The sequence below is a fragment of the Mycobacterium sp. URHB0021 genome, from assembly GCF_054057895.1.
Window position 1 is genome coordinate 6,542,250 of record NZ_JBSRZT010000002.1, and the last position, 18,567, is coordinate 6,560,816.

Below are 18,567 nucleotides of genomic sequence, written 5' to 3' on the forward strand. Positions count from 1 at the left end.
GAGCCGGATCGGCATCGCAGCGCCTCGCTAGCGTTTGGCGAAGACGGTTCGGTGCCAGTCCTTGTCGGCGACGCCCGTGATGTCGCTCATCACGTGCTTGATGGTCAGGTACTCCTCCAGGGAGTAGTCGCTCATGTCCTTGCCGAAACCCGATGCACCCATGCCGCCGTGCGGCATCTCGCTGATGATCGGGATGTGGTCATTGATCCACACACAGCCGGCCTTGATCTCACGGGACGCCCGCTGCGCCCGATAGACGTCGCGCGTCCATGCCGACGCCGCCAGTCCGTACACGGTGTCGTTCGCCTGCCGAAACGCGTCATCGTCGTCGGTGAAGGAACGCACCACCAGCACCGGGCCGAAGATCTCGTCGCGGTAGACCTCCGAGTCCTCACCGACATCCGCGATCAGCGTGGGCCGGTAGAACGATCCGGGCAGATCCGGTGCGCTGCCGCCGGTGATGACGCGTCCACCCTCGCCCGGCGCCCGCTCCACCATGCCCGCGACCTTGGCGCGGTGGGCCGCCGTGATCAGCGGACCGAGATCGGTATCCGGATCCTCGGGGGCGCCGACGACGATCTTGCTCATCAGCTCGCCGACACCGGCGACGAAATCGTCGTAGAGTTCGCGGGCCACGATCGCCCTGGTCGCGGCGGTGCAGTCCTGGCCGGAATTGATCAGCGACCCCGCGACCGCACCCTGGATGGCCGCGTCGAGGTCGGCGTCGTCGAACACCACGAACGGGGCCTTGCCCCCCAGTTCGAGCTGGACACGGTGGCCCTGCACGGCGGCGGCCGCCATCACCTTGCGGCCGACGGCGGTCGACCCCGTGAAGGTCACCACGTCCACATAGGGGTGACCGGCCAACGCGGTGCCGACGTCGGAGCCCGCGCCGGTCACGACATTGAACACACCGTCGGGCAGCCCCGCTTCGCTGGCGAGGCGGGCCAGCGTCAGCGTCGTGAGCGGGGTCAGCTCCGCAGGCTTTATCACCACCGAGCAGCCGGCCGCCAAGGCGGGCAGAACCTTCCACACCGCCATCTGCAACGGGTAGTTCCACGGCGTGATGGTCGCGACGACACCGACGGCCTCCCGCCGGATGCTCGACGTGTGGTCGCCGGAGTACTCCGCGGTGGCCTTGCCCTCGAGGTGGCGGGCCGCCCCGGCGAAGAAGTCGATGTTGTCGACGCTGCCCGGCACATCGAACTCCGTCGCCAGCCGCACCGGTTTGCCGGTCTGACTGACCTCCTCGGCGACCAGTTCGTCGGCGCGCTCACCGGCCAGCTCGGCCAGCTTGGCCAGCACCGCTGACCGGTCGGCCGGCGTCGCCGTGGCCCAACCGGGCAGCGCCGCCCGCGCCGAGGCGACGGCGCGGTCGACGTCGGCGGGCGCGGCCAACGCGAATTCGGCGACCGACCTGCCCGTCGCGGGGTTGATGACCTGATGCAGGCGGCCTCCGGTGACCACCGGGGCACCGTCGATCCAGCTGCCTGCCACGCTGGTGGAGACGGAATTGGATTGAACAACAGTCATGGGCCAACGCTAGCCGACCACAACTACCACGGCTACGCATTCCCGCAGCGCGAAGTCGTTCAAACGAAGGAATTCATGGTGATGGTTGCTTGCCACGACGGATTCCGTGCACAATCTCATGCATGGCCAACCCGGGTGCATCGCACGGCATGGCGCCCGTCTCATTCCGCGTGAACCAATCTCGGCCTGGCGCGGCTTTCCAGCTCGACGAATTGTCGAAGCAGATCATCGAGAAACTGCAGCAGGATGGCCGGCGATCGTATGCCGGCATCGGCAAGGCCGTGGGACTGTCCGAGGCGGCTGTCCGGCAGCGGGTCCAGCGCATGGTGGATGCGGGCGTCATGCAGATCGTGGCGGTCACCGATCCGATGCAGTTGGGCTTCGCCCGCCAGGCGATGATCGGCATCCGGTGCACCGGGGACACCACACGGGTGGCGGAGAAATTGGCCGCCATCGAATCAGTCGATTACGTGGTACTCACCGCGGGGTCGTTCGACGCCATCGTCGAAGCCGTCTGCGAAGACGACGACAGTCTGCTCGATTTACTGAACACTCAAATTCGCGCACTGCCGGGAGTGATATCCACCGAAACACTGGTATATCTGAAACTGGTTAAGCAGCAATACAATTGGGGTACAAGATGACAACAACCGATATCGCACCAGAAGTAACAAGCGACCTCGCCGCCAAGGCCAATCGCCACCTGTGGGGACACTTCGCACGACACGGCGAGGGCATCACCCCGCCGATCATCACGCGTGGCGAAGGCGTCACGATCTGGGACGACAAGGGTAAGAGCTATATCGACGGGCTCTCAGGCCTTTTCGTCGTCCAGGTCGGTCACGGCCGCAAGGAGCTCGCCGAGGCGGCGGCCAAGCAGGCCGAGACGCTGTCGTTCTTCCCACTGTGGTCCTACGCGACACCGCCGGCAATCGAACTCGCCGAGCGTATCGCCAACTACGCACCGGCCGATCTGAACCGCGTCTTCTTCACCACCGGCGGCGGCGAGGCCGTCGAGACCGCGTGGAAGCTGGCCAAGCAGTATTTCAAGCTGACCGGCAAACCCGGGAAGTACAAAGTGGTTTCGCGGTCGATCGCTTATCACGGCACCCCGCAGGGCGCGCTGGCCATCACCGGCCTGCCGGCCTTCAAGGCGCCGTTCGAGCCGTTGACACCGGGCGGCTTCCGGGCGCCCAACACGAACTTCTACCGGGCTCCCGAACCGTATGACAAGGACATCAAGGCGTTCGGACGGTACTGCGCCGACCGGATCGCCGAGGCCATCGAATTCGAGGGCCCCGACACCGTCGCCGCGGTCTTCCTCGAACCGGTGCAGAACGCCGGGGGCTGTTTCCCGCCGCCGCCGGGCTACTTCGAACGCGTCCGCGAGATCTGCGACGAGTACGACGTGCTCCTGGTCTCCGACGAGGTCATCTGCGCCTACGGCCGGATCGGCTCGATGTTCGCCTGCGACGACTTCGGCTATGTGCCGGACATGATCACCTGCGCCAAGGGACTCACCTCGGGCTATTCGCCGATCGGCGCGATGATCGCCAGCGACCGGCTCTTCGAGCCCTTCAACGACGGCAAGACCACCTTCGGCCACGGCTACACGTTCGGCGGCCACCCGGTGTCGTCGGCGGTGGCGCTGGCCAACCTCGACATCTTCGAGCGGGAAGGCATCAACGACCACGTCAAGGAGATGGCGCCCGCGTTCCGGGCGACGCTGGAACAGCTCTACGACTTGCCGATTGTCGGCGATGTCCGCGGCGAAGGATTCTTCTACGGGATCGAGCTCGTCAAGGACAAGGCCACCAAGGCGACCTTCAACGACGAGGAGAGCGAGCGGCTGCTGCGCGGGTTCCTGACGCCGGCGATCTTCGAAGCGGGCCTGTACTGCCGTGCCGACGACCGCGGCGACCCAGTCGTCCAGCTGGCCCCGCCGCTGATCAGCGGGCAGAAGGAATTCGACGCCATCTACGAGATTCTGCGCGACGTGCTGGGCGAGGCCAGCCGGCGACTCTAGATCTGCCCGCGATGACGGCGGAACCCCTTCCGCCGTCATCGGGTACCGCCCATCCTGCTCAGCTCACCGCGCGCTCGACGATGTGTTCGTATGCCGCTCGTTGCGCCGGCGGGTCGGTCGGCGCGAACTCGAGTACCACGTCGGCGATCTGGTAGCTGTCATGCGAGGACGCCTCGTACAGTTGCGCGTCGCGCGACTTGCCGAACACGAGCACGGACACCGCATCGGTGGCCACGGCCCCCGTACATCCGATCGCGGGACATCGCTGCGCCGTCGTGTCGCGGGCGTGGGCGACGGGCAGGCGTGCGTGGGTGAAGGCCTTCACCAGCGTCCAGGGCTCGGCCACATCGTCGACACCGGGTGGGGCAGAACTCCCCGACGGCCCGAGTGGCGGCGGCGAATGCACGCCGCAGCCGCCAAGTAGCAGTGCGGCCGGTATCAACAACCCCGCGCTCAGCCTCGAGATGTCGCGTGTGATGGCGTCTCCTCAACGTCGACCGGACACTGGCGGGCGCCCGGCTGCCCCCCTGCATCATCCCAGTAACACGGGCCGGCCACCGTTTCGGCCAACCGGCTCGGCGCACCTCGCCCTAGACTCGGGCCAGCAAGCGAGTAGAGGACGGCGGTGAGATGTCGAAGATCTGCAATGATCCCGGCGATTTCGCCGCCGAGACATTGTCGGGATTCGTGCGCGCCTTCCCGGGATTCGTGCAGCCGATCCCCGGTGGCGTCATCCGCGCCGACCCCCCGGCGCCGGGCAAGGTGGCCGTCGTCATCGGCGGGGGCAGTGGTCACTATCCGGCGTTCGCCGGCTGGGTCGGTCCCGGCATGGCCGACGGCGCGGTTGTCGGCGATGTGTTCGCCTCGCCCTCGGCGCATCAGGTGATCTCGGTCGCGACCGCCGCCGACGCCGGTGCGGGTGTGGTGTTGGCCTACGGCAACTACGCCGGCGATGTGTTGAATTTCAAAGCGGCACATGACGATCTGATCGCCGCCGGGATATCGACCCGATCCGTGGTGGTGACCGATGACCTGGCCTCGGCACCGCTGGCCGACCGCAAGCTTCGCCGGGGTACGGCAGGCGACCTGTTCGTGATCAAGGTCGCCGCGGCGGCCGCCGACGCCGGCTACGACCTCGACGCGGTCGCCATCGTCGCGGCGCGGGCCAACCAACGCACGTCGTCGCTGAGCGTCGCGTTCACCGGATGCACGATGCCAGGGACCGATGCGCCATTGTTCACGCTTCCAGCGGGCAAGATGGGCGTCGGTCTCGGACTGCACGGCGAGCCGGGAATCTCCGAAGAGCCGCTGTTGCCCGCCGCAGAGCTCGCCGAGCTGCTGGTCACTCGTGTGCTGGCCGAACGTCCGGATCACGCGCAGCGGGCCACCGTGCTGCTCAACGGGATGGGCTCCACGCGATACGAAGAGCTGTTCGTGCTGTGGAACGAGATCGCCCCCCGCCTGGAACGTGAAGCGGTCGACATCGTCGAGCCCGAGGTCGGCGAGCTGGTGACCAGCCTGGATATGGCCGGGGTATCCCTGACGATCAGCTGGCTGGACGACGAGCTGGAGACCCTGTGGGCGGCACCGGCCACCTCGCCGGCCTACCGCAAATCGGCTGCCCGACCTGCCGTCGGGACCGTTCGCTCGGTGCACATCCCGGCCGCGCGGCCGATTCCCGAGGCCAGCGAGTCATCGCGGGAATTGGCCAAACGCATTCTCGCCGCGCTCGAATCGGTCGCCGGGTCGCTGGCCGAACACGAGACCGAGCTCGGTGAGCTCGACACGTTCGCCGGCAACGGTGATCACGGCCGGGTGATGACCCGCGGTGCACGCGCCGCAGCAGCTGCGGCGGCCCGCGCGGTCGCCCAGGGTGCGGGGGCGGCCACTACCCTGCTGCATGCGGCCGACGCGTGGAGCGACCGGGCCGGAGGCACATCAGGTGCTTTGTGGGGCAACGGGTTACGCGCCGGAGCCCGGGCATTGTCCGATGAGGAACCGGTGCCTGACGCGCCACACGCGGCACCGCGCGCTGCACTGGACGCCGTCACCGCGTACGGCAATGCCCGATTGGGCGACAAGACCCTCGTCGACGCCTTCCTGCCGTTCGTGGAAAGCCTCGAAGCCGATCTGGGCGCGGAGCTGCCCGTGGGCGCCGCATGGGTGAATGCCGCCGCCGCGGCCGGACGTGCCGCCGAATCGACCGCATCGCTCACGCCGCGGCTGGGCCGCGCGCGACCGTTGGCGGCCCGCAGCGTCGGGCACCCCGATCCCGGCGCAGTGTCCTTCGCGATCGTGATGACCGCGGTGTCCGAGCACTTCGCGTGACCACCATCCCCCGACACGCCACCGCGTTACGCGCGGCCGAGCTGTACTACGTGGACAACCTGACGATGGACGCGATCAGTCAAAGCCTCGGTTGCTCGCGCGCCACGGTGTCGCGATTGATCAGCGAGGCCAGATCGGCGGGCCTGGTCGAGATCATCGTGCACCGCAAGGGCAGGGCGGCCGCCACCCTGGAGCGGGTGATCGCCGAACGCTACGGCGTCACCGTCACCGTCGTGGCCCCACCGCCGGACGCCAGCGACAGCGACCGATTGCGTCACGCCGCCGCCCAAGGCGCCACGTTGTTGCGCACTCACCTTGCGCCCGACCAGACCCTCGCGGTGTTCTGCGGCGACACCGTTTCGACACTGGCGCGCAGTCTGTCCCCCGGCGTGGTGCCGGGACTGCAAATCGTGCAGGTCGGCGGTACCGGAAACACGTTCTCCTCCGGAGCGGAGTACGCCTCGGCGACGCTCGGCCGCTTCGGCGCGGCGTTGGGAGCGCGGGTACACCACTTCCCGGTGCCCGCCTTCTTCGACTCCGCTCAGACCCGCGAAGCCGTGTGGGCCGAGCGGTCCGTGCAACGCGTGCTACGGCTGCAGCAGCGGGCCGACCTCGCCGTGTTCTCGCTCAGCACCCTCGGCGGTCGGGTCCCCGGCCATCTGTACCGGGCGGGCTACCTGCAGCGCGATGAGCTGCGCTCGCTCACCGAGCAGGGTGTCGTCGGCGAGTTGGGCACCGTCTTCCTGCGCGCCGACGGGACCACCGCATTCGTCGATCTCAACAACCGGTCCAGCGGCCTCCCCATCGAGAGCGTCAGACGGATTTCGCGGCGGCTCTGCATCGCCGTCGGCGGCGAGAAAGCCGACATCATCCGCGCCGCCCTGCTCGCCGGTGCGGTCACCGACCTCGTCGTCGACGACGCCGCGGCCGAACTGCTCGCACAGGCAACCAGGTCCGTACCGACCTGAACGGATTTTCATTTACCCACCCGGTCGCTGGATCAGCCGAGTGATACAGATCACCTCCCCGCCGGGATGTGCTGCCGGTCATAATCCGTTCTTGCAGCTCAGATGCTGCCTTCGCTGAGTTCGCAGGCGGGCCCGCGCTGCAATTCCGTTCATCGCCTCTTTAACGCGATGACCGCGCGCCCATAACATCACCGCACCCGCTGTCCCCGTCCATCCCTTTGCCCGAGGAGCCACACCATGGCCACGTCCACTACCATGGCCCCGCCGGTTGAGCGTTCGGCGATACGCAAGGTCGCGATGCGCCTTGTGCCGTTCGTCGCCCTGATGTTCTTCATCAACTACCTGGACCGCACCGCCATCTCGTTCGCCGGACCCAACGGCATGAATGACGACCTGGGGTTGACCGCCGCTCAGTTCGGCTTTGCGTCCGGCGTGTTCTTCGTCGGCTACATCCTGCTCGAGATCCCCAGCAATGTCGCCCTGCACAAATTCGGCGCCCGCCGGTGGCTGGCTCGAATCATGGTGTCGTGGGGCATCGTCTCCCTGCTGTTCACCTTCGTGGACAGCATCGGCGGCCTGTATTCGCTGCGGGTGCTGCTCGGCATCGCCGAGGCGGGGTTCTTCCCCGGCGCGATCCTGTTCCTGAGCCTGTGGGTGCCTGCCCGCTACCGCAGCAAGATCCTGGCCCTGTTCTATCTGGCGCAGCCCCTGACCACTGTGATCGGCGCTCCCCTGGCGGGATGGCTGATCGGTCACGACGGCGTCTTCGGTCTGGCCGGCTGGCGCTTCATGTTCCTGTGCGTGTCGATCCCGGCGATCCTCATCGGCATCGCCACCTGGTTCTACCTCGCCGACAGCCCCCGTCAGGCCAAGTGGCTGAGTTCCGAGGAACAGGAGTGGCTGACCCGCGAGATCGAGGGCGAAGCCAAGACCAAGACCGGCCACTCCAGCCGCGGCAGCCTGATGACCGCGATGCGCAGCGGACGTGTCTGGGTGCTTGCCGTCATCTACTTCGGCTTCATCTACGGCCTGTATGCGCTGGCGTTCTTCCTGCCCACCATCATCGCGGGCTTCCAGGAGCAGTTCGGCACCAAGTTCGATGTGTTCGAAAAGGGTCTGATCACCGCCATCCCCTACGTGCCCGCCGCCATCGTGCTCTATCTCTGGTCACGCGACGCCGGCAAGCGCGGCGTGAAGACCTGGCACATCGCGGTGCCCGCCTTCGTCGGCGGGGTGAGCGTGCCGGTGGCGCTGTTCATGCCCGGCCCCGCGGCGACCATCGCGGTGATCACCGTGACCGCATGCGCCATCTTCGCGGCGCTGCCCAACTTCTGGACCGTGCCGTCGAAGTTCCTGACCGGCACCGCAGCGGCCGTCGGCATCGCGCTGATCAACACCTTCGGCAACATCGGTGGCTTCGCCGCCGGTTATGTGACCGGATTCCTCAAGGACCTCAGCGGTTCCTACGTCCTGCCGATGATCGTGGTCGGCGGACTGATGGTGCTCTCCGGTGTGCTGATGGTGTGGCTGGACCGCAGCGGGCAGATCGACGAAACCTCCGATGCCGCAACGACTACCGATGACGGTGGAGCCCCCCTCGCCACGAGCGGACCGGCCCGATGACGCGGCTGTTCAACGAGCCGGCCGAGTTCGCCGACCAGATGCTCGACGGCTTCGTCGCCGCGCACGCGAACCTGGTGCGCCGGGTGCCCGGCGGGGTCGTCCGAACCAGCCCGGCCCCCGATGGCAAGGTGGCGGTGGTCGTCGGCGGCGGCTCAGGGCACTACCCCGCCTTCGCCGGCCTTGTCGGCCCCGGGATGGCCGACGGCGCAGCCCTGGGCAATATCTTCGCCTCTCCCTCGGCGCGGCAGGTGTACTCGGTGGCAAGCGCCGCCGAACGGGGCGCAGGGGTGCTGCTGACGTTCGGCAACTACGCGGGTGACGTGCTGCATTTCGGACAAGCGGCGGAGATGTTGAATGACAACGGAATTCCGACGGTCTCACTCCCGGTCACCGATGACATCTCCAGCGCCACCGCTGACGAGGCGGACAAGCGGCGGGGTGTGGCCGGGGACCTGGCGGTCTTCAAGGTGGCCGCAGCCGCCGCCGACGCGGGCCTGTCGTTGGACGAGCTGTACCGCGTCGCCTCGCACGCCAACGACCGCACCCGCACACTGGGGGTGGCGTTCTCCGGATGTACGCTGCCCGGCGCCGACAAGCCACTGTTCACCGTGCCGGTCGGCCGGATGTCGGTCGGGATGGGCGTCCACGGCGAACCGGGCACCAGCGAGACCGACGTTCCCAGTGCCGACGGCCTCGCCGAACTACTGGTGACAAATCTGCTGCGCGACGTGCCTGCCGATGTCACCGACGTACGCGGCGCCCGCGTCGGGCTCATCCTCAACGGGCTGGGCACCGTCAAATACGAAGAGCTCTACGTCGTCTATCGCCGGATCGCCCAATTGCTGGACGAAGCGGGCATCATCACGGTCGACCCCGAGGTGGGCGAATTCGTCACCAGCTATGACATGGCCGGAATGTCGCTGACCCTGTTCTGGCTCGACGACGAACTCGAGACCTACTGGAGCGCACCGGCGTACTCGCCGGCCTACCGCAAGGGCGCCGTGACCAATGTCCAGACCTCACCGGCCGATAGCGGTCAGCCGGCACCCTCGCGTCAGGTGCCGGTGGCACAGCCCGAGGAGGGCGCCGACGAAGCATCCCGGGCCGCGGCGCAGGCCGTCGTCAACGCGCTGACCGCGATCCGCGACACCATCGACGAGAACGTCGAAAGGCTGGGTGACATCGACGCGGTGGCCGGGGACGGCGATCACGGGATCGGCATGCAGCGAGGCGCACGCGCCGCCGTCGAGGCCGCCCAGGCTGCGCTGGCCGACGGTGCAGGGGCCGGCACGGTACTCACCGTTGGCGCGGATGCCTGGTCCGATCGCGCCGGCGGAACATCCGGGGCGCTGTGGGGCCTGGGCCTGCGAGCGCTCGGCTCGGCCATCGGCAATCAGGGCACGCCCGACGCCCGCCTCGTCAGCGAAGGAATCACCGCGGCATTGCACAGCATCCAACAGATCGGCAAGGCCGAGATCGGCGACAAGACCCTCGTCGATGTGCTGGCACCGGCCGGTGACGCGCTGTCCTCGGCAGTGGCCGAGGGTCAGGGTCTCGGTGCCGCATTCGCAGCGGCAGCCGACGTCGCCGACAAAGCGGCACAGGCGACCGCCGAGCTGCTGCCCAAGATCGGTCGCGCCCGCCCGCTCGCCGAGAAGAGCCTCGGCACACCGGATGCCGGAGCGGTGTCGATGGCGCTCGCATTTCAGGCTGCCAGCCGTGCGCTGGCGGATTGCTGACCAGCCACCGAACCACTGACAGAGAAGGACACGACATGGAAGACAAACTGCGCATCGTCGTAGGCGCGGATGACGCCGGCTTCGACTACAAGGAGGCGCTGAAACAGCGACCTCGCCGACCACCCGTTGGTGGAGTCCGTCGTCGATGTCGGCGTCGGCTCCGATGAGCACACCGCCTACCCGCAGGTGGCGATCCGCGCCGCGGAACTGGTGGCCGCCGGGGACGCCGACCGGGCGCTGCTCGTCTGCGGAACCGGTCTGGGAGTGGCAATTTCGGCCAACAAGGTCCCCGGCATCCGGGCGGTGACCGCACACGACAGCTTCTCGGTAGAGCGTTCCATCTTGTCCAACAACGCCCAGGTCCTCACCTTCGGACAGCGGGTCATCGGTCTGGAACTCGCGCGCCGCCTTGCTCGGGAATGGGTCACCTACCGGTTCGACGACACGTCGGCGTCAGCGGACAAGGTGCGGGTGCTGACCGATTACGAAGAAACGGGAACGTGCTGACGTGTCTTCACTTCTGATCGGCATCAGCCACAAGATGTATTTCGACCGACGTCGTACCTCTCAGTGGTGCCATGCCGTGGCCGATATCGCGGACACTCACCCGGCGACGCGTGACGGGCATGTCACATTGGTTGTCCTGCCGTCATTCCCCTACCTGGTCGATGCACTGAACATCTTCGCCGAAACTCCGGTCGAGGTCGGCGCACAGAACCTCTACTGCAGCGACCAGGGTGCGTTCACCGGAGAGGTCAGCGGTGCCCAGCTGGCCGAGCTCGGCTGCGGCTACGTCGAAATCGGGCACGCCGAGCGTCGGCGGCTCTTCGGCGAGGACGACGCCCTCATTGCCGCCAAGACCGCCGCCGCCTACCGCAATCGGCTGACCCCGATCGTCTGCGTCGGCGAGGTCCGGCGCGGTGCACCCGCTGCGGCGGCGGACGAATGCCTGGCACAGCTGAATTCGGCGCTGGCAGTAGCCGCCGATGAAGCGGCCACCGGGCCGCTGGCAGTGGCCTACGAGCCGCAGTGGGCCATCGGGGCCGCAGAACCTGCCTCACCCGAGCACATCACGGAGGTGTCGGTCGCACTGCGCGGCCACCTCGACTCGATGGCCCAGTTCGCCGGCAGCCAGGTGATCTACGGTGGCAGCGCCGGACCGGGCTTGTTCACCGAGCTCAAGACCGGTGTCGACGGGCTGTTCCTGGGCCGGTTCGCCCACGATCCCGCGGCGGTCGAGCTGATTCTCGCCGAAACACAGGCCGACGCACACCTGACCTGCGCCGCCGTTCGCCCTGAAGGACGCCGACCGTGACCATCGGACTGAGCACCTACGCCTTTCTGTGGCGCAGTTCCGCTCGGGTGGAGAATCCGATGACCCTGTACGACATCCTGGAAGCGACCGCCACCGCCGGGTGCACGCTGCTGCAGATCTGCGACTTCGCCCCGTTGGACGACCTCACCATCGACGGGCTCAAGGCACTGCGGCACACCGCCGAGGACCTCGAAATCCAACTGGAGCTCGGCACCCGCGGCATCAGCCCGGGGCATCTGCGCCGCTACCTGGAAATGGCCACCCTGCTGGACGTGACGCTGGTCCGGTCGATGCTGAACACCGCCACTGAGCGGCCCTCGGAGGCCGCCGCCATCGAGTGGCTACGCAGCGCGGCACCGGAGTACGCGGAGCGGGGCGTCACCCTGGCGCTGGAAACATACGAGCAGGTGCCATCGGCCCAACTGGTCCGCATCATCGAGTCGGTCGGCTCACCGGCCCTCGGGGTGTGCTTGGATCCGGCCAACTGCGTTGCCGCTCTCGAGTTGCCCGACGACGTCGTCACCACCGCCGCGCCGCACGTGAAGAACTGGCACGTCAAAGACTTCGCCTTCACCCGGCAAGCGGGCTGGGTCGGATTCAACCTGGTCGGCTGCCCGCTCGGCGAAGGATTGCTGGACTACGACGGCATCCGGAAGACCGTCGACCCGGTATTCGGCGACATCAACCAGATCGTGGAGCACTGGCTGCCCTGGCGACAAGATGCGGCGACGACCTGCGCGATGGAAGACCAATGGACACAACACAGTATCCACTATTTGAGGAGTAAATCATGACCGACAAGCAGGCGACCGTTGCCATCGTGGGCGCCGGAGGCAAGATGGGCCAGCGGATTTCGAACAACCTGGCCGACAGCGATTACCGCGTGCTCTACGCCGAGAATTCACCCAAGGGCCAGGAGCACATTCGTGGGCTCGGTCGCGAGGTGACCGACACGCATGAAGCAGCCGCTCAGAGCGACGTGGTGATCCTCGCCGTTCCCGACGTTCTGCTGGGCAAGATCTCGGCCGACATCGTTCCCACCATGAAGCCGCGAGCGGTCCTGCTCACCCTCGATCCGGCCGCTGCCTACGCCAACCTGCTCTACCGGCGCGACGACATCGCCTACGCCGTCGCGCACCCGTGCCACCCCTCGGTCTTCCTGGAGCGTTCCACGAAAGAGGAGTACGCCGACACGTTCGGCGGGATCGCCGCACCGCAGGACGTCGTCGCGGCTTTTGAGAACGGCGCACCCGAGGCACAGCAATTGACCGAGGACGTGGTGCGATACGCCTACAGCCCGGTCGTCGATGTGCACTGGGTGACCGTCAAACAACTCGCGGTGCTGGAACCGACCCTGGTCGAGACCGTCGCCTGCATGATCGGCGCGCTGCTCAAGGAAGCTCTGGAGGAAACCGTCCACACCGTCGGAGTGCCGGAACCGGCGGCACGCGCAATGCTGCTCGGTCACGTCCAGGTGGCGTTGGCGAACACTCTGCGCGGCTCGAACCCGTTCTCCGACGCCTGCCTCATCGCAATGGACTACGGCCGCGAGACCCTCATCAAAGACGACTGGAAGAAGATTTTCGACGACAGCGAACTGGACAAGGTGCTGGCGCGGATGCTGCACCTCGACGCGATCGAGCGCACTCCGGCGTAATTGCGTCGGACCCGGTCAGCTCGCGACGAATCTCTGACGCAACTCGCCGATTCCCGCTACCTGGCTGATCAGTTCCTCGCCGGGTTGCAGGAACCGCTGCGGGTCACGACCGAGGCCGACACCCGGCGGCGTACCGCAGAAGATGATGTCGCCGGGCAGTAACGCTGTCACTCGCGACAGGCCCTCGATCAGCGCCGGTACGCCGAAGAGATAGTCACTGGTTCGGCCATGCTGCAGCGTCTCGTCCCCGACCGAGCATTTCAGCTCGATGTCGTCGGGATCATCGAATTCGTCGACCGTCACAACCCACGGGCCGATCGGCGCAAAGCCAGGGAATGACTTCCCCAGGCTGAATTGTGGTGCCGTCCCGGCGAGTTGGGTGATTCGCTCGGACAGGTCCTGGCCGGCGGTCAGCCCGGCCACATGGGACCAGGCCTGCGCCGCGGACACCTTCTCGGCCCGCCGGCCGATCACCGCGACGAGCTCGATCTCCCAGTCCACGTGGCCGCCCGGCGGGAGCGCCACAGTGGTGACCGGACCCGAGAGTGCGGTGCGGAACTTGGTGAACACCGGAGGGAAGGTGTCTGAAACGTCGAGCTTCGACTCGGCCGCGTGGGCACGGTTGTTCAACCCGATCGCGAACACCTGCGCCGGGGCGGGTGTCGGTGCTCCGAGGTCGGTCGGGTCGAACGAGCCGGCGTCGAGCTGACCCGGCGCCGCCGCCCAGCTCATGAAGTCATCCCAGACGTCGTAGATCGCCTGAGGATCAGAGCTGAACCGGTCACCCGAGGCGTGCGCCACGTCGACGGCACCGCCGTCGGTGAACAGGGTCAAACGTCCGGACAGGTTGCCGAAGCGCATGGATGCTCCTCGTCGAAGGGTTGGGAAAGGTGCCGAACTATGATGCCTGGATGAGGCCCGAGCTGGTGGCGGCGCATGCCGCGGTGGATGAAGCGGTGGCGATCCTGCGCGAGGGGCGTTCCCGACCACACCAGCGAATCACCAAGGCGGCCAAGGACTTCCTCACCGAAGTCGATCTGGCCAGCGAGTCGGCGATGCAGCGCTCGTTGGCGGAATCGACTCCCGGGATCGGCTTTTACGGCGAAGAGGGCGGCGGCGCCGCCCTCGATTCGGACAAGGTCTGGGTTGCCGATCCGCTCGACGGGACCGTCAACTATGCGACCGGCTCGCCGCTGTGCGGTGTGATGCTCGGTCTGCTCGACCACGGAGTGCCGACCTTGGGCGTGATCGATCTGCCGTTCCTCGACGTCCGGATCGACTCGGGTGCGGTGGCCGACGTCGGCTCGTTCCAGGAGGCGATCATCGGGATGGGCGACGCATTCCACCGCGGCGGCGCCCGGCTCGACGCGTACCTCGACCTCACGGCGAACGCGCATCGGCGGGCGCTGCGGTTCCGGTGTGTCGGCGCGGCGTCGGTGCTCTGGACCTGGCTGGCCGGCGGCCAGATCCAAGGCATGGTGCTGGCCCACAACAACCCCTACGACGTCGTCGCCGGGCATGCGATCGCCCGCGCGGCGGGAGCCGTGTGCACCGACTACGCGGGCGCTCCGCTGACCCTGGAGTCCGCCGGAGCGATGGCGGCGGTGCCCGGCATCCAGGTCGAGCTCGTCGGCCTGGCTTCCGATCTGGCGGCCGCGGCGGAGCGAGACGGTTGAGTTCTCAGCGCGCAAACGGGCGCTCCAGCGCAACATCGGGGTTCAGTTCCACCCCGAAACCAGGCGTGTCCGGCAAGGTCATCCGCCCGTTTACCGGAACCGGCTCATTGACCAACAGCGGCTGGAACATCGGCACCACCTCGTCGGCTTCGGGCGCCATCATCAGGAACTCCGCGAACGGGCTGTTGGTCCGGGTGATGACGAAATGGTAGGAGTACACGCTCGACCCGTGCGGCACGACCAGCGCCCCATACGCATCGGCAAGCGCCGAGATCTTGATCAATTCGGTGATACCGCCACACCATCCGACGTCGGGCTGCAGGATGTCCGCGCAGCCCATCTCGAGCAGCATCCGGAACCCGTGCCGGGTCGACTCGTGTTCACCGGTGGTGACCAGCATCCCGCGCGGCACCGCGCGCCTCAGGTCGCGATAGCCCCAGTAGTCGTCCGGGATCAGCGCTTCCTCCAACCACTTCAACCCGTGCTCATGGGCGGCGATGGCCAGACGGGTGGCGTAATCGAGGTCGAGTGACATCCAGCAGTCCCACATCAGCCAGAAGTCGTCGCCGACCTTTTCCCGCATCGCCGCGAGTTCGGCGATGTTGGCGCGGAAACCCGACTCTCCCTCGTGCGGCGCATGGTGCAGCGGCATCTTCCCGCCGACGAAACCCATCTGCTGGGCCAGGTCGGGCCGCGCACCAGTGGCATAGAAGGTGAGCTCGTCGCGGACCGCACCGCCCAGCAAATGGTAGACGGGCTCCTGGCGCAACCGCCCCAGCAGATCGTAGAGGGCGAGATCAATTACGCTGATGACGTTGAGCACCAGTCCTTTTCGCCCGTAGAACAGGGTGGATCGGTACATCTGGTCCCAGATCTTCTCGACATCGCTGATCTGGGCGCCTTCCAGGAAGCGCGCCAGATGGCGTTCCACGATCCACGCGCCGGGCTCACCTGCGGTGGTGACGCCGAAGCCGACGGTGCCGTCATCGGCCTCGACCTGTACGACCAACGTGCCCAGCACGTTGATGCCGAAGGTGCGGCGGCTGTCGGCGTAACCGGGATAGCGCGACATCGGTGTCGCGATGTGGTCGTCGATCCAGTGATAACCCTGTTGGTCGTGGTAATCGGCACCCCCACCGGCACCGACCGTATAGGCGCGAACGTGCCGGATCCGCGGCGTGCTCAACGCGATTCGCCTCCTGCGGATTCCGGCGAGGGCGGACCCTGCGGGAACACCAGGATCTTGCTCGCCGTAGTGCGTCCCCGTGCGAGGTCGTCAAAACTCTGCGGCGCCTGCTCCCAGCCGACACGGCCGTCGATCAGCGCTTCGATGCCATCGGGTTGGGTGCCGACCCAGGCGGCGGTCTCGGCGAAGTCATCGGCAGTGTAGGTGAACGCCCCGATCAGGGTCCGCTCCTCGGTGCTGACCGCGTACGCCGCCAGATCCAAGCGCGGCGAACCCATGCCCACCAGGACTATTCGGCTGCCCAGTCCCGACGCGGTGAAGGCGTCGGCGATGGTCTGGTTCACCCCGACGGCGTCGATCACCAAAGTGGCCGGCCCGCCGAGTCGGGCGGCGACCGCCTCGGCCAGATCTCCGGAAGTGGGGTCGATCGCGTGTGCGCCGAGCTTGACACACAGGTCCCGCCGCGACGCGCTGACATCGGAAACGGCCACGATCGCCACCCCCAGGCGCCGCGCAGCCAGCAGACACGCCTGCCCGATCGGGCCACCACCGATCACCAGGACGCGGTCATCGGCGGTGGGGCCGCCGCGACGGACGGCGTGGTAGCCCACGGCCAGCGGCTCGACCAGCGCGCCGAGTTCGGCCGGCATCCGCTCCGGCAGCACCACGATATTTCTCGCCGGGGCGGCCACCCGGTCGGCGAACGCCGCCGGAATCTCGGGGGCCACGCCGAGCACTTTGCGGCGGCTGCACCACTGCTGCTGACCATCACGACACGCTGCGCAGGCTCCGCAGGCCATCACCGGGTTGATGGTGACGAGCTGGCCCGGCGCGAACTCGGTGACCCCGGAGCCGATTTCGCCGATCCGGCCGACGGTTTCGTGGCCCATCACCTGGCCCGGATGGCGGCGCCCGTTCTCACCGGAGTAGCCGTGGAAATCCGAGCCGCAGATGCCGGTTGCGATGACCTCGACCACCACCTCGCCGTCGCCGGGCTGCGGGTCGGGCCGCTCCTCCACCGCGATGTCGTAGTCGCCACGCAGCACCAAAGCTTTCATCTGACCTCCTTGCTCGGGGTCTGCATGCTGCCAGTGATCGGGGTCAACGCTGCACCGGAACCGCCGCGTCGACCTCATCCAGCCGGCCGGCCTCGATCTGGTTCGCCTTCTTGAACAACGCAGTCGAGGCGAACAGGATCGCACCGATGATGGCGCCCACCGCCAAGGAGTACAGACCCGCGTTACCGCCCATGGTCTCGTCGAAGTAATTGCGTAGGTTCGGCGCGATGAACCCGCCCAGGTTGCCCAGCGAGTTGATCAGGCCGATGCCGGCGGCCGCGGCGAACCCGGTCATGTACTCGGTGGGCAGCGTCCAGAAGATCGGCTGCATGGACACGAATCCCATTGCCGCGATGGAAAGTCCGGCGATCGCCAACACCGGTGTGCCGCTCAGTGCGCCGGATATGAAAATTCCCAACGCAGTGACCAGCAGCAACGTCGTGCCGATCGGCCGGTGCTTGCGGGTCCGGTCCGCCAGACCCGGGAAGAATGCCACCGCGGCCAGCCCGAAGACCCACGGAATGGCGGTGACGAGCGACGCCTGGAAGCCGAGCTTCTGGCCGGTGATGGCCGTCACCTGGGTCGGCAGGAAGAATGTCACCCCGTACACCGCGATCTGAATGCAGAAGTAGATCAGCGCGAAGTACCATACCCGCCAGTTCCCGAGTGCCCGGAGCACCTTCTTCGGCCCATGTCCCTCCGACTTCGCGAAGTCTTCCGCCGCAATGGTTTCGGCCAATGCCTGGCGCTCGTCCTCCGGCAGCCACTTGGCGTCCTTGGGCTTGTCGGTCAGGTAGAAGTACGCCCACACGCCCACGATGACGGCGATCAGACCCTCGATCATGAACATCCACTGGATGCCGCGAAGTCCCAGGAATCCGTTGAGTTCGAGCAGACCGCCGGACAGCGGGTTACCCAGAATGCCTGCGATCGCGATGCCCATGTAGAAGTAGCCACGCGCCCGGCTGAGGTGCCGCGCGGGAATCCAGTAGGTCAGGTAGAGGATGACGCCGGGAAAGAAACCCGCCTCGGCGACGCCCAGCAGGAACCGCAGGATGTAGAAGCTCGTCGGTCCCTGCACGAACATGAACGCCACGGCAACGATGCCCCATGTCACCATGATTCGGGCCAGCCACCAGCGCGCCCCGACCTTGTGCAGCAGCAGGTTGCTCGGCACCTCGAAGATGGCGTAGCCCACGAAGAACAGGCCGGCCCCGAATGCGTAGGCGCCGGCACTGATGCCGAAGTCGACCTCGAATTCCTTCTGCGCGAACGACACATTGCTGCGGTCCAGGAACGCGATGATGTACATCAGCAGCAGGAAGGGAAGCAGCCGGCGGAATACTTTCTTCGTCGCCAGCTCGCTCAGGTCATGGCGGCGCTGCGCGGCCGTCGCGGTGGTGTCCGACATTTCGTCTCCTTGGTTGGTATGGCCGGATCGTGATGAGGGCGGGCTGC

General features: G+C 67.0%; 16 protein-coding genes and 1 pseudogene. 11 read left to right on the forward strand and 6 right to left on the reverse strand.

Annotated features, from left to right (window positions below):
* Nucleotides 1-27 precede the first annotated feature (27 nt).
* Nucleotides 28-1,533, reverse strand: coding sequence for a gamma-aminobutyraldehyde dehydrogenase (locus ACVWWN_RS34320; protein WP_457147825.1), 1,506 nt, complete (start codon nucleotides 1,531-1,533; stop codon nucleotides 28-30).
* A gap of 122 nt (nucleotides 1,534-1,655) precedes the next feature.
* Here ACVWWN_RS34320 and ACVWWN_RS34325 point away from each other — a divergent pair, with 122 nt between their 5' ends.
* Both ACVWWN_RS34325 and ACVWWN_RS34330 read left to right on the forward strand, forming a co-directional pair.
* Complete coding sequence (locus ACVWWN_RS34325) at nucleotides 1,656-2,177, forward strand: Lrp/AsnC family transcriptional regulator (protein WP_457147826.1); 522 nt, start codon at nucleotides 1,656-1,658, stop codon at nucleotides 2,175-2,177.
* Complete coding sequence (locus ACVWWN_RS34330) at nucleotides 2,174-3,559, forward strand: aspartate aminotransferase family protein (RefSeq protein ID WP_457147827.1); 1,386 nt, start codon at nucleotides 2,174-2,176, stop codon at nucleotides 3,557-3,559. Before ACVWWN_RS34325 ends, ACVWWN_RS34330 begins: the two co-directional genes overlap by 4 nt.
* A gap of 58 nt (nucleotides 3,560-3,617) precedes the next feature.
* Here the strand turns inward: ACVWWN_RS34330 and ACVWWN_RS34335 are convergent, their stop codons facing one another.
* Nucleotides 3,618-4,004: a hypothetical protein gene (locus ACVWWN_RS34335; protein WP_457147828.1), complete on the reverse strand. Its 387-nt coding sequence runs from the start codon at nucleotides 4,002-4,004 to the stop codon at nucleotides 3,618-3,620.
* A 185-nt stretch (nucleotides 4,005-4,189) separates the two neighbouring features.
* Between ACVWWN_RS34335 and ACVWWN_RS34340 the strand changes: the two genes are divergently transcribed.
* The 8 genes and pseudogenes from ACVWWN_RS34340 (at nucleotide 4,190) to ACVWWN_RS34375 (ending at nucleotide 13,189) form a co-directional block, all read left to right on the forward strand.
* Entirely contained in the window at nucleotides 4,190-5,887 is a 1,698-nt protein-coding gene (locus tag ACVWWN_RS34340) for a dihydroxyacetone kinase family protein (protein ID WP_457147829.1), read from the forward strand.
* Nucleotides 5,884-6,855, forward strand: a complete 972-nt coding sequence (locus tag ACVWWN_RS34345; RefSeq protein WP_457147830.1) for a sugar-binding transcriptional regulator — start codon at nucleotides 5,884-5,886, stop codon at nucleotides 6,853-6,855. Before ACVWWN_RS34340 ends, ACVWWN_RS34345 begins: the two co-directional genes overlap by 4 nt.
* A 237-nt stretch (nucleotides 6,856-7,092) precedes the next feature.
* Nucleotides 7,093-8,478, forward strand: coding sequence for an MFS transporter (locus tag ACVWWN_RS34350; protein ID WP_457147831.1), 1,386 nt, complete (start codon nucleotides 7,093-7,095; stop codon nucleotides 8,476-8,478).
* Nucleotides 8,475-10,217: a dihydroxyacetone kinase family protein gene (locus ACVWWN_RS34355; protein ID WP_457147832.1), complete on the forward strand. Its 1,743-nt coding sequence runs from the start codon at nucleotides 8,475-8,477 to the stop codon at nucleotides 10,215-10,217. Before ACVWWN_RS34350 ends, ACVWWN_RS34355 begins: the two co-directional genes overlap by 4 nt.
* 35 nt (nucleotides 10,218-10,252) lie before the next feature.
* Nucleotides 10,253-10,724: pseudogene (locus ACVWWN_RS34360) on the forward strand (ribose-5-phosphate isomerase).
* A 1-nt stretch (nucleotide 10,725) separates the two neighbouring features.
* A complete protein-coding gene (locus tag ACVWWN_RS34365; RefSeq protein ID WP_457147833.1) occupies nucleotides 10,726-11,532 on the forward strand; it encodes a triose-phosphate isomerase family protein in 807 nt (268 codons plus the stop codon).
* Nucleotides 11,529-12,326 (forward strand): sugar phosphate isomerase/epimerase family protein, encoded by a 798-nt coding sequence (locus ACVWWN_RS34370; protein ID WP_457147834.1) that lies wholly within the window; start codon nucleotides 11,529-11,531, stop codon nucleotides 12,324-12,326. Before ACVWWN_RS34365 ends, ACVWWN_RS34370 begins: the two co-directional genes overlap by 4 nt.
* Complete coding sequence (locus ACVWWN_RS34375) at nucleotides 12,323-13,189, forward strand: phosphogluconate dehydrogenase C-terminal domain-containing protein (RefSeq protein ID WP_457147835.1); 867 nt, start codon at nucleotides 12,323-12,325, stop codon at nucleotides 13,187-13,189. The genes ACVWWN_RS34370 and ACVWWN_RS34375 overlap by 4 nt, the downstream gene beginning before the upstream one ends.
* A 15-nt stretch (nucleotides 13,190-13,204) precedes the next feature.
* Here ACVWWN_RS34375 and ACVWWN_RS34380 read toward each other — a convergent pair whose 3' ends face one another.
* Nucleotides 13,205-14,050 (reverse strand): fumarylacetoacetate hydrolase family protein, encoded by an 846-nt coding sequence (locus tag ACVWWN_RS34380; protein WP_457147836.1) that lies wholly within the window; start codon nucleotides 14,048-14,050, stop codon nucleotides 13,205-13,207.
* A 50-nt stretch (nucleotides 14,051-14,100) separates the two neighbouring features.
* Here ACVWWN_RS34380 and ACVWWN_RS34385 point away from each other — a divergent pair, with 50 nt between their 5' ends.
* Nucleotides 14,101-14,865 (forward strand): inositol monophosphatase family protein, encoded by a 765-nt coding sequence (locus ACVWWN_RS34385; protein ID WP_457147837.1) that lies wholly within the window; start codon nucleotides 14,101-14,103, stop codon nucleotides 14,863-14,865.
* A 4-nt stretch (nucleotides 14,866-14,869) separates the two neighbouring features.
* Here the strand turns inward: ACVWWN_RS34385 and rhmD are convergent, their stop codons facing one another.
* The 3 genes from rhmD to ACVWWN_RS34400 are packed head-to-tail and all read right to left on the reverse strand — an operon-like array spanning nucleotide 14,870 to nucleotide 18,520.
* Nucleotides 14,870-16,051, reverse strand: coding sequence for an L-rhamnonate dehydratase (rhmD, locus tag ACVWWN_RS34390; protein ID WP_457147838.1), 1,182 nt, complete (start codon nucleotides 16,049-16,051; stop codon nucleotides 14,870-14,872).
* Entirely contained in the window at nucleotides 16,048-17,109 is a 1,062-nt protein-coding gene (locus tag ACVWWN_RS34395; RefSeq protein ID WP_457147839.1) for a zinc-dependent alcohol dehydrogenase, read from the reverse strand. Before ACVWWN_RS34395 ends, rhmD begins: the two co-directional genes overlap by 4 nt.
* A gap of 43 nt (nucleotides 17,110-17,152) precedes the next feature.
* Nucleotides 17,153-18,520, reverse strand: a complete 1,368-nt coding sequence (locus tag ACVWWN_RS34400; RefSeq protein WP_457147840.1) for an MFS transporter — start codon at nucleotides 18,518-18,520, stop codon at nucleotides 17,153-17,155.
* Nucleotides 18,521-18,567 lie beyond the last annotated feature (47 nt).

What these genes read in the sequence shown, in the direction of transcription:
- ACVWWN_RS34340 (WP_457147829.1), top strand. Translation starts at nt 4,190, where the DNA reads ATGTCGAAGATCTGCAATGATCCCGGCGATTTCGCCGCCGAGACATTG.
- ACVWWN_RS34330 (WP_457147827.1), top strand. Translation starts at nt 2,174, where the DNA reads ATGACAACAACCGATATCGCACCAGAAGTAACAAGCGACCTCGCCGCC.
- ACVWWN_RS34380 (WP_457147836.1), bottom strand. Translation starts at nt 14,050, where the DNA reads ATGCGCTTCGGCAACCTGTCCGGACGTTTGACCCTGTTCACCGACGGC.
- ACVWWN_RS34320 (WP_457147825.1), bottom strand. Translation starts at nt 1,533, where the DNA reads ATGACTGTTGTTCAATCCAATTCCGTCTCCACCAGCGTGGCAGGCAGC.
- ACVWWN_RS34350 (WP_457147831.1), top strand. Translation starts at nt 7,093, where the DNA reads ATGGCCACGTCCACTACCATGGCCCCGCCGGTTGAGCGTTCGGCGATA.
- ACVWWN_RS34395 (WP_457147839.1), bottom strand. Translation starts at nt 17,109, where the DNA reads ATGAAAGCTTTGGTGCTGCGTGGCGACTACGACATCGCGGTGGAGGAG.
- ACVWWN_RS34385 (WP_457147837.1), top strand. Translation starts at nt 14,101, where the DNA reads ATGAGGCCCGAGCTGGTGGCGGCGCATGCCGCGGTGGATGAAGCGGTG.
- ACVWWN_RS34375 (WP_457147835.1), top strand. Translation starts at nt 12,323, where the DNA reads ATGACCGACAAGCAGGCGACCGTTGCCATCGTGGGCGCCGGAGGCAAG.
- ACVWWN_RS34400 (WP_457147840.1), bottom strand. Translation starts at nt 18,520, where the DNA reads ATGTCGGACACCACCGCGACGGCCGCGCAGCGCCGCCATGACCTGAGC.
- ACVWWN_RS34355 (WP_457147832.1), top strand. Translation starts at nt 8,475, where the DNA reads ATGACGCGGCTGTTCAACGAGCCGGCCGAGTTCGCCGACCAGATGCTC.
- ACVWWN_RS34325 (WP_457147826.1), top strand. Translation starts at nt 1,656, where the DNA reads ATGGCCAACCCGGGTGCATCGCACGGCATGGCGCCCGTCTCATTCCGC.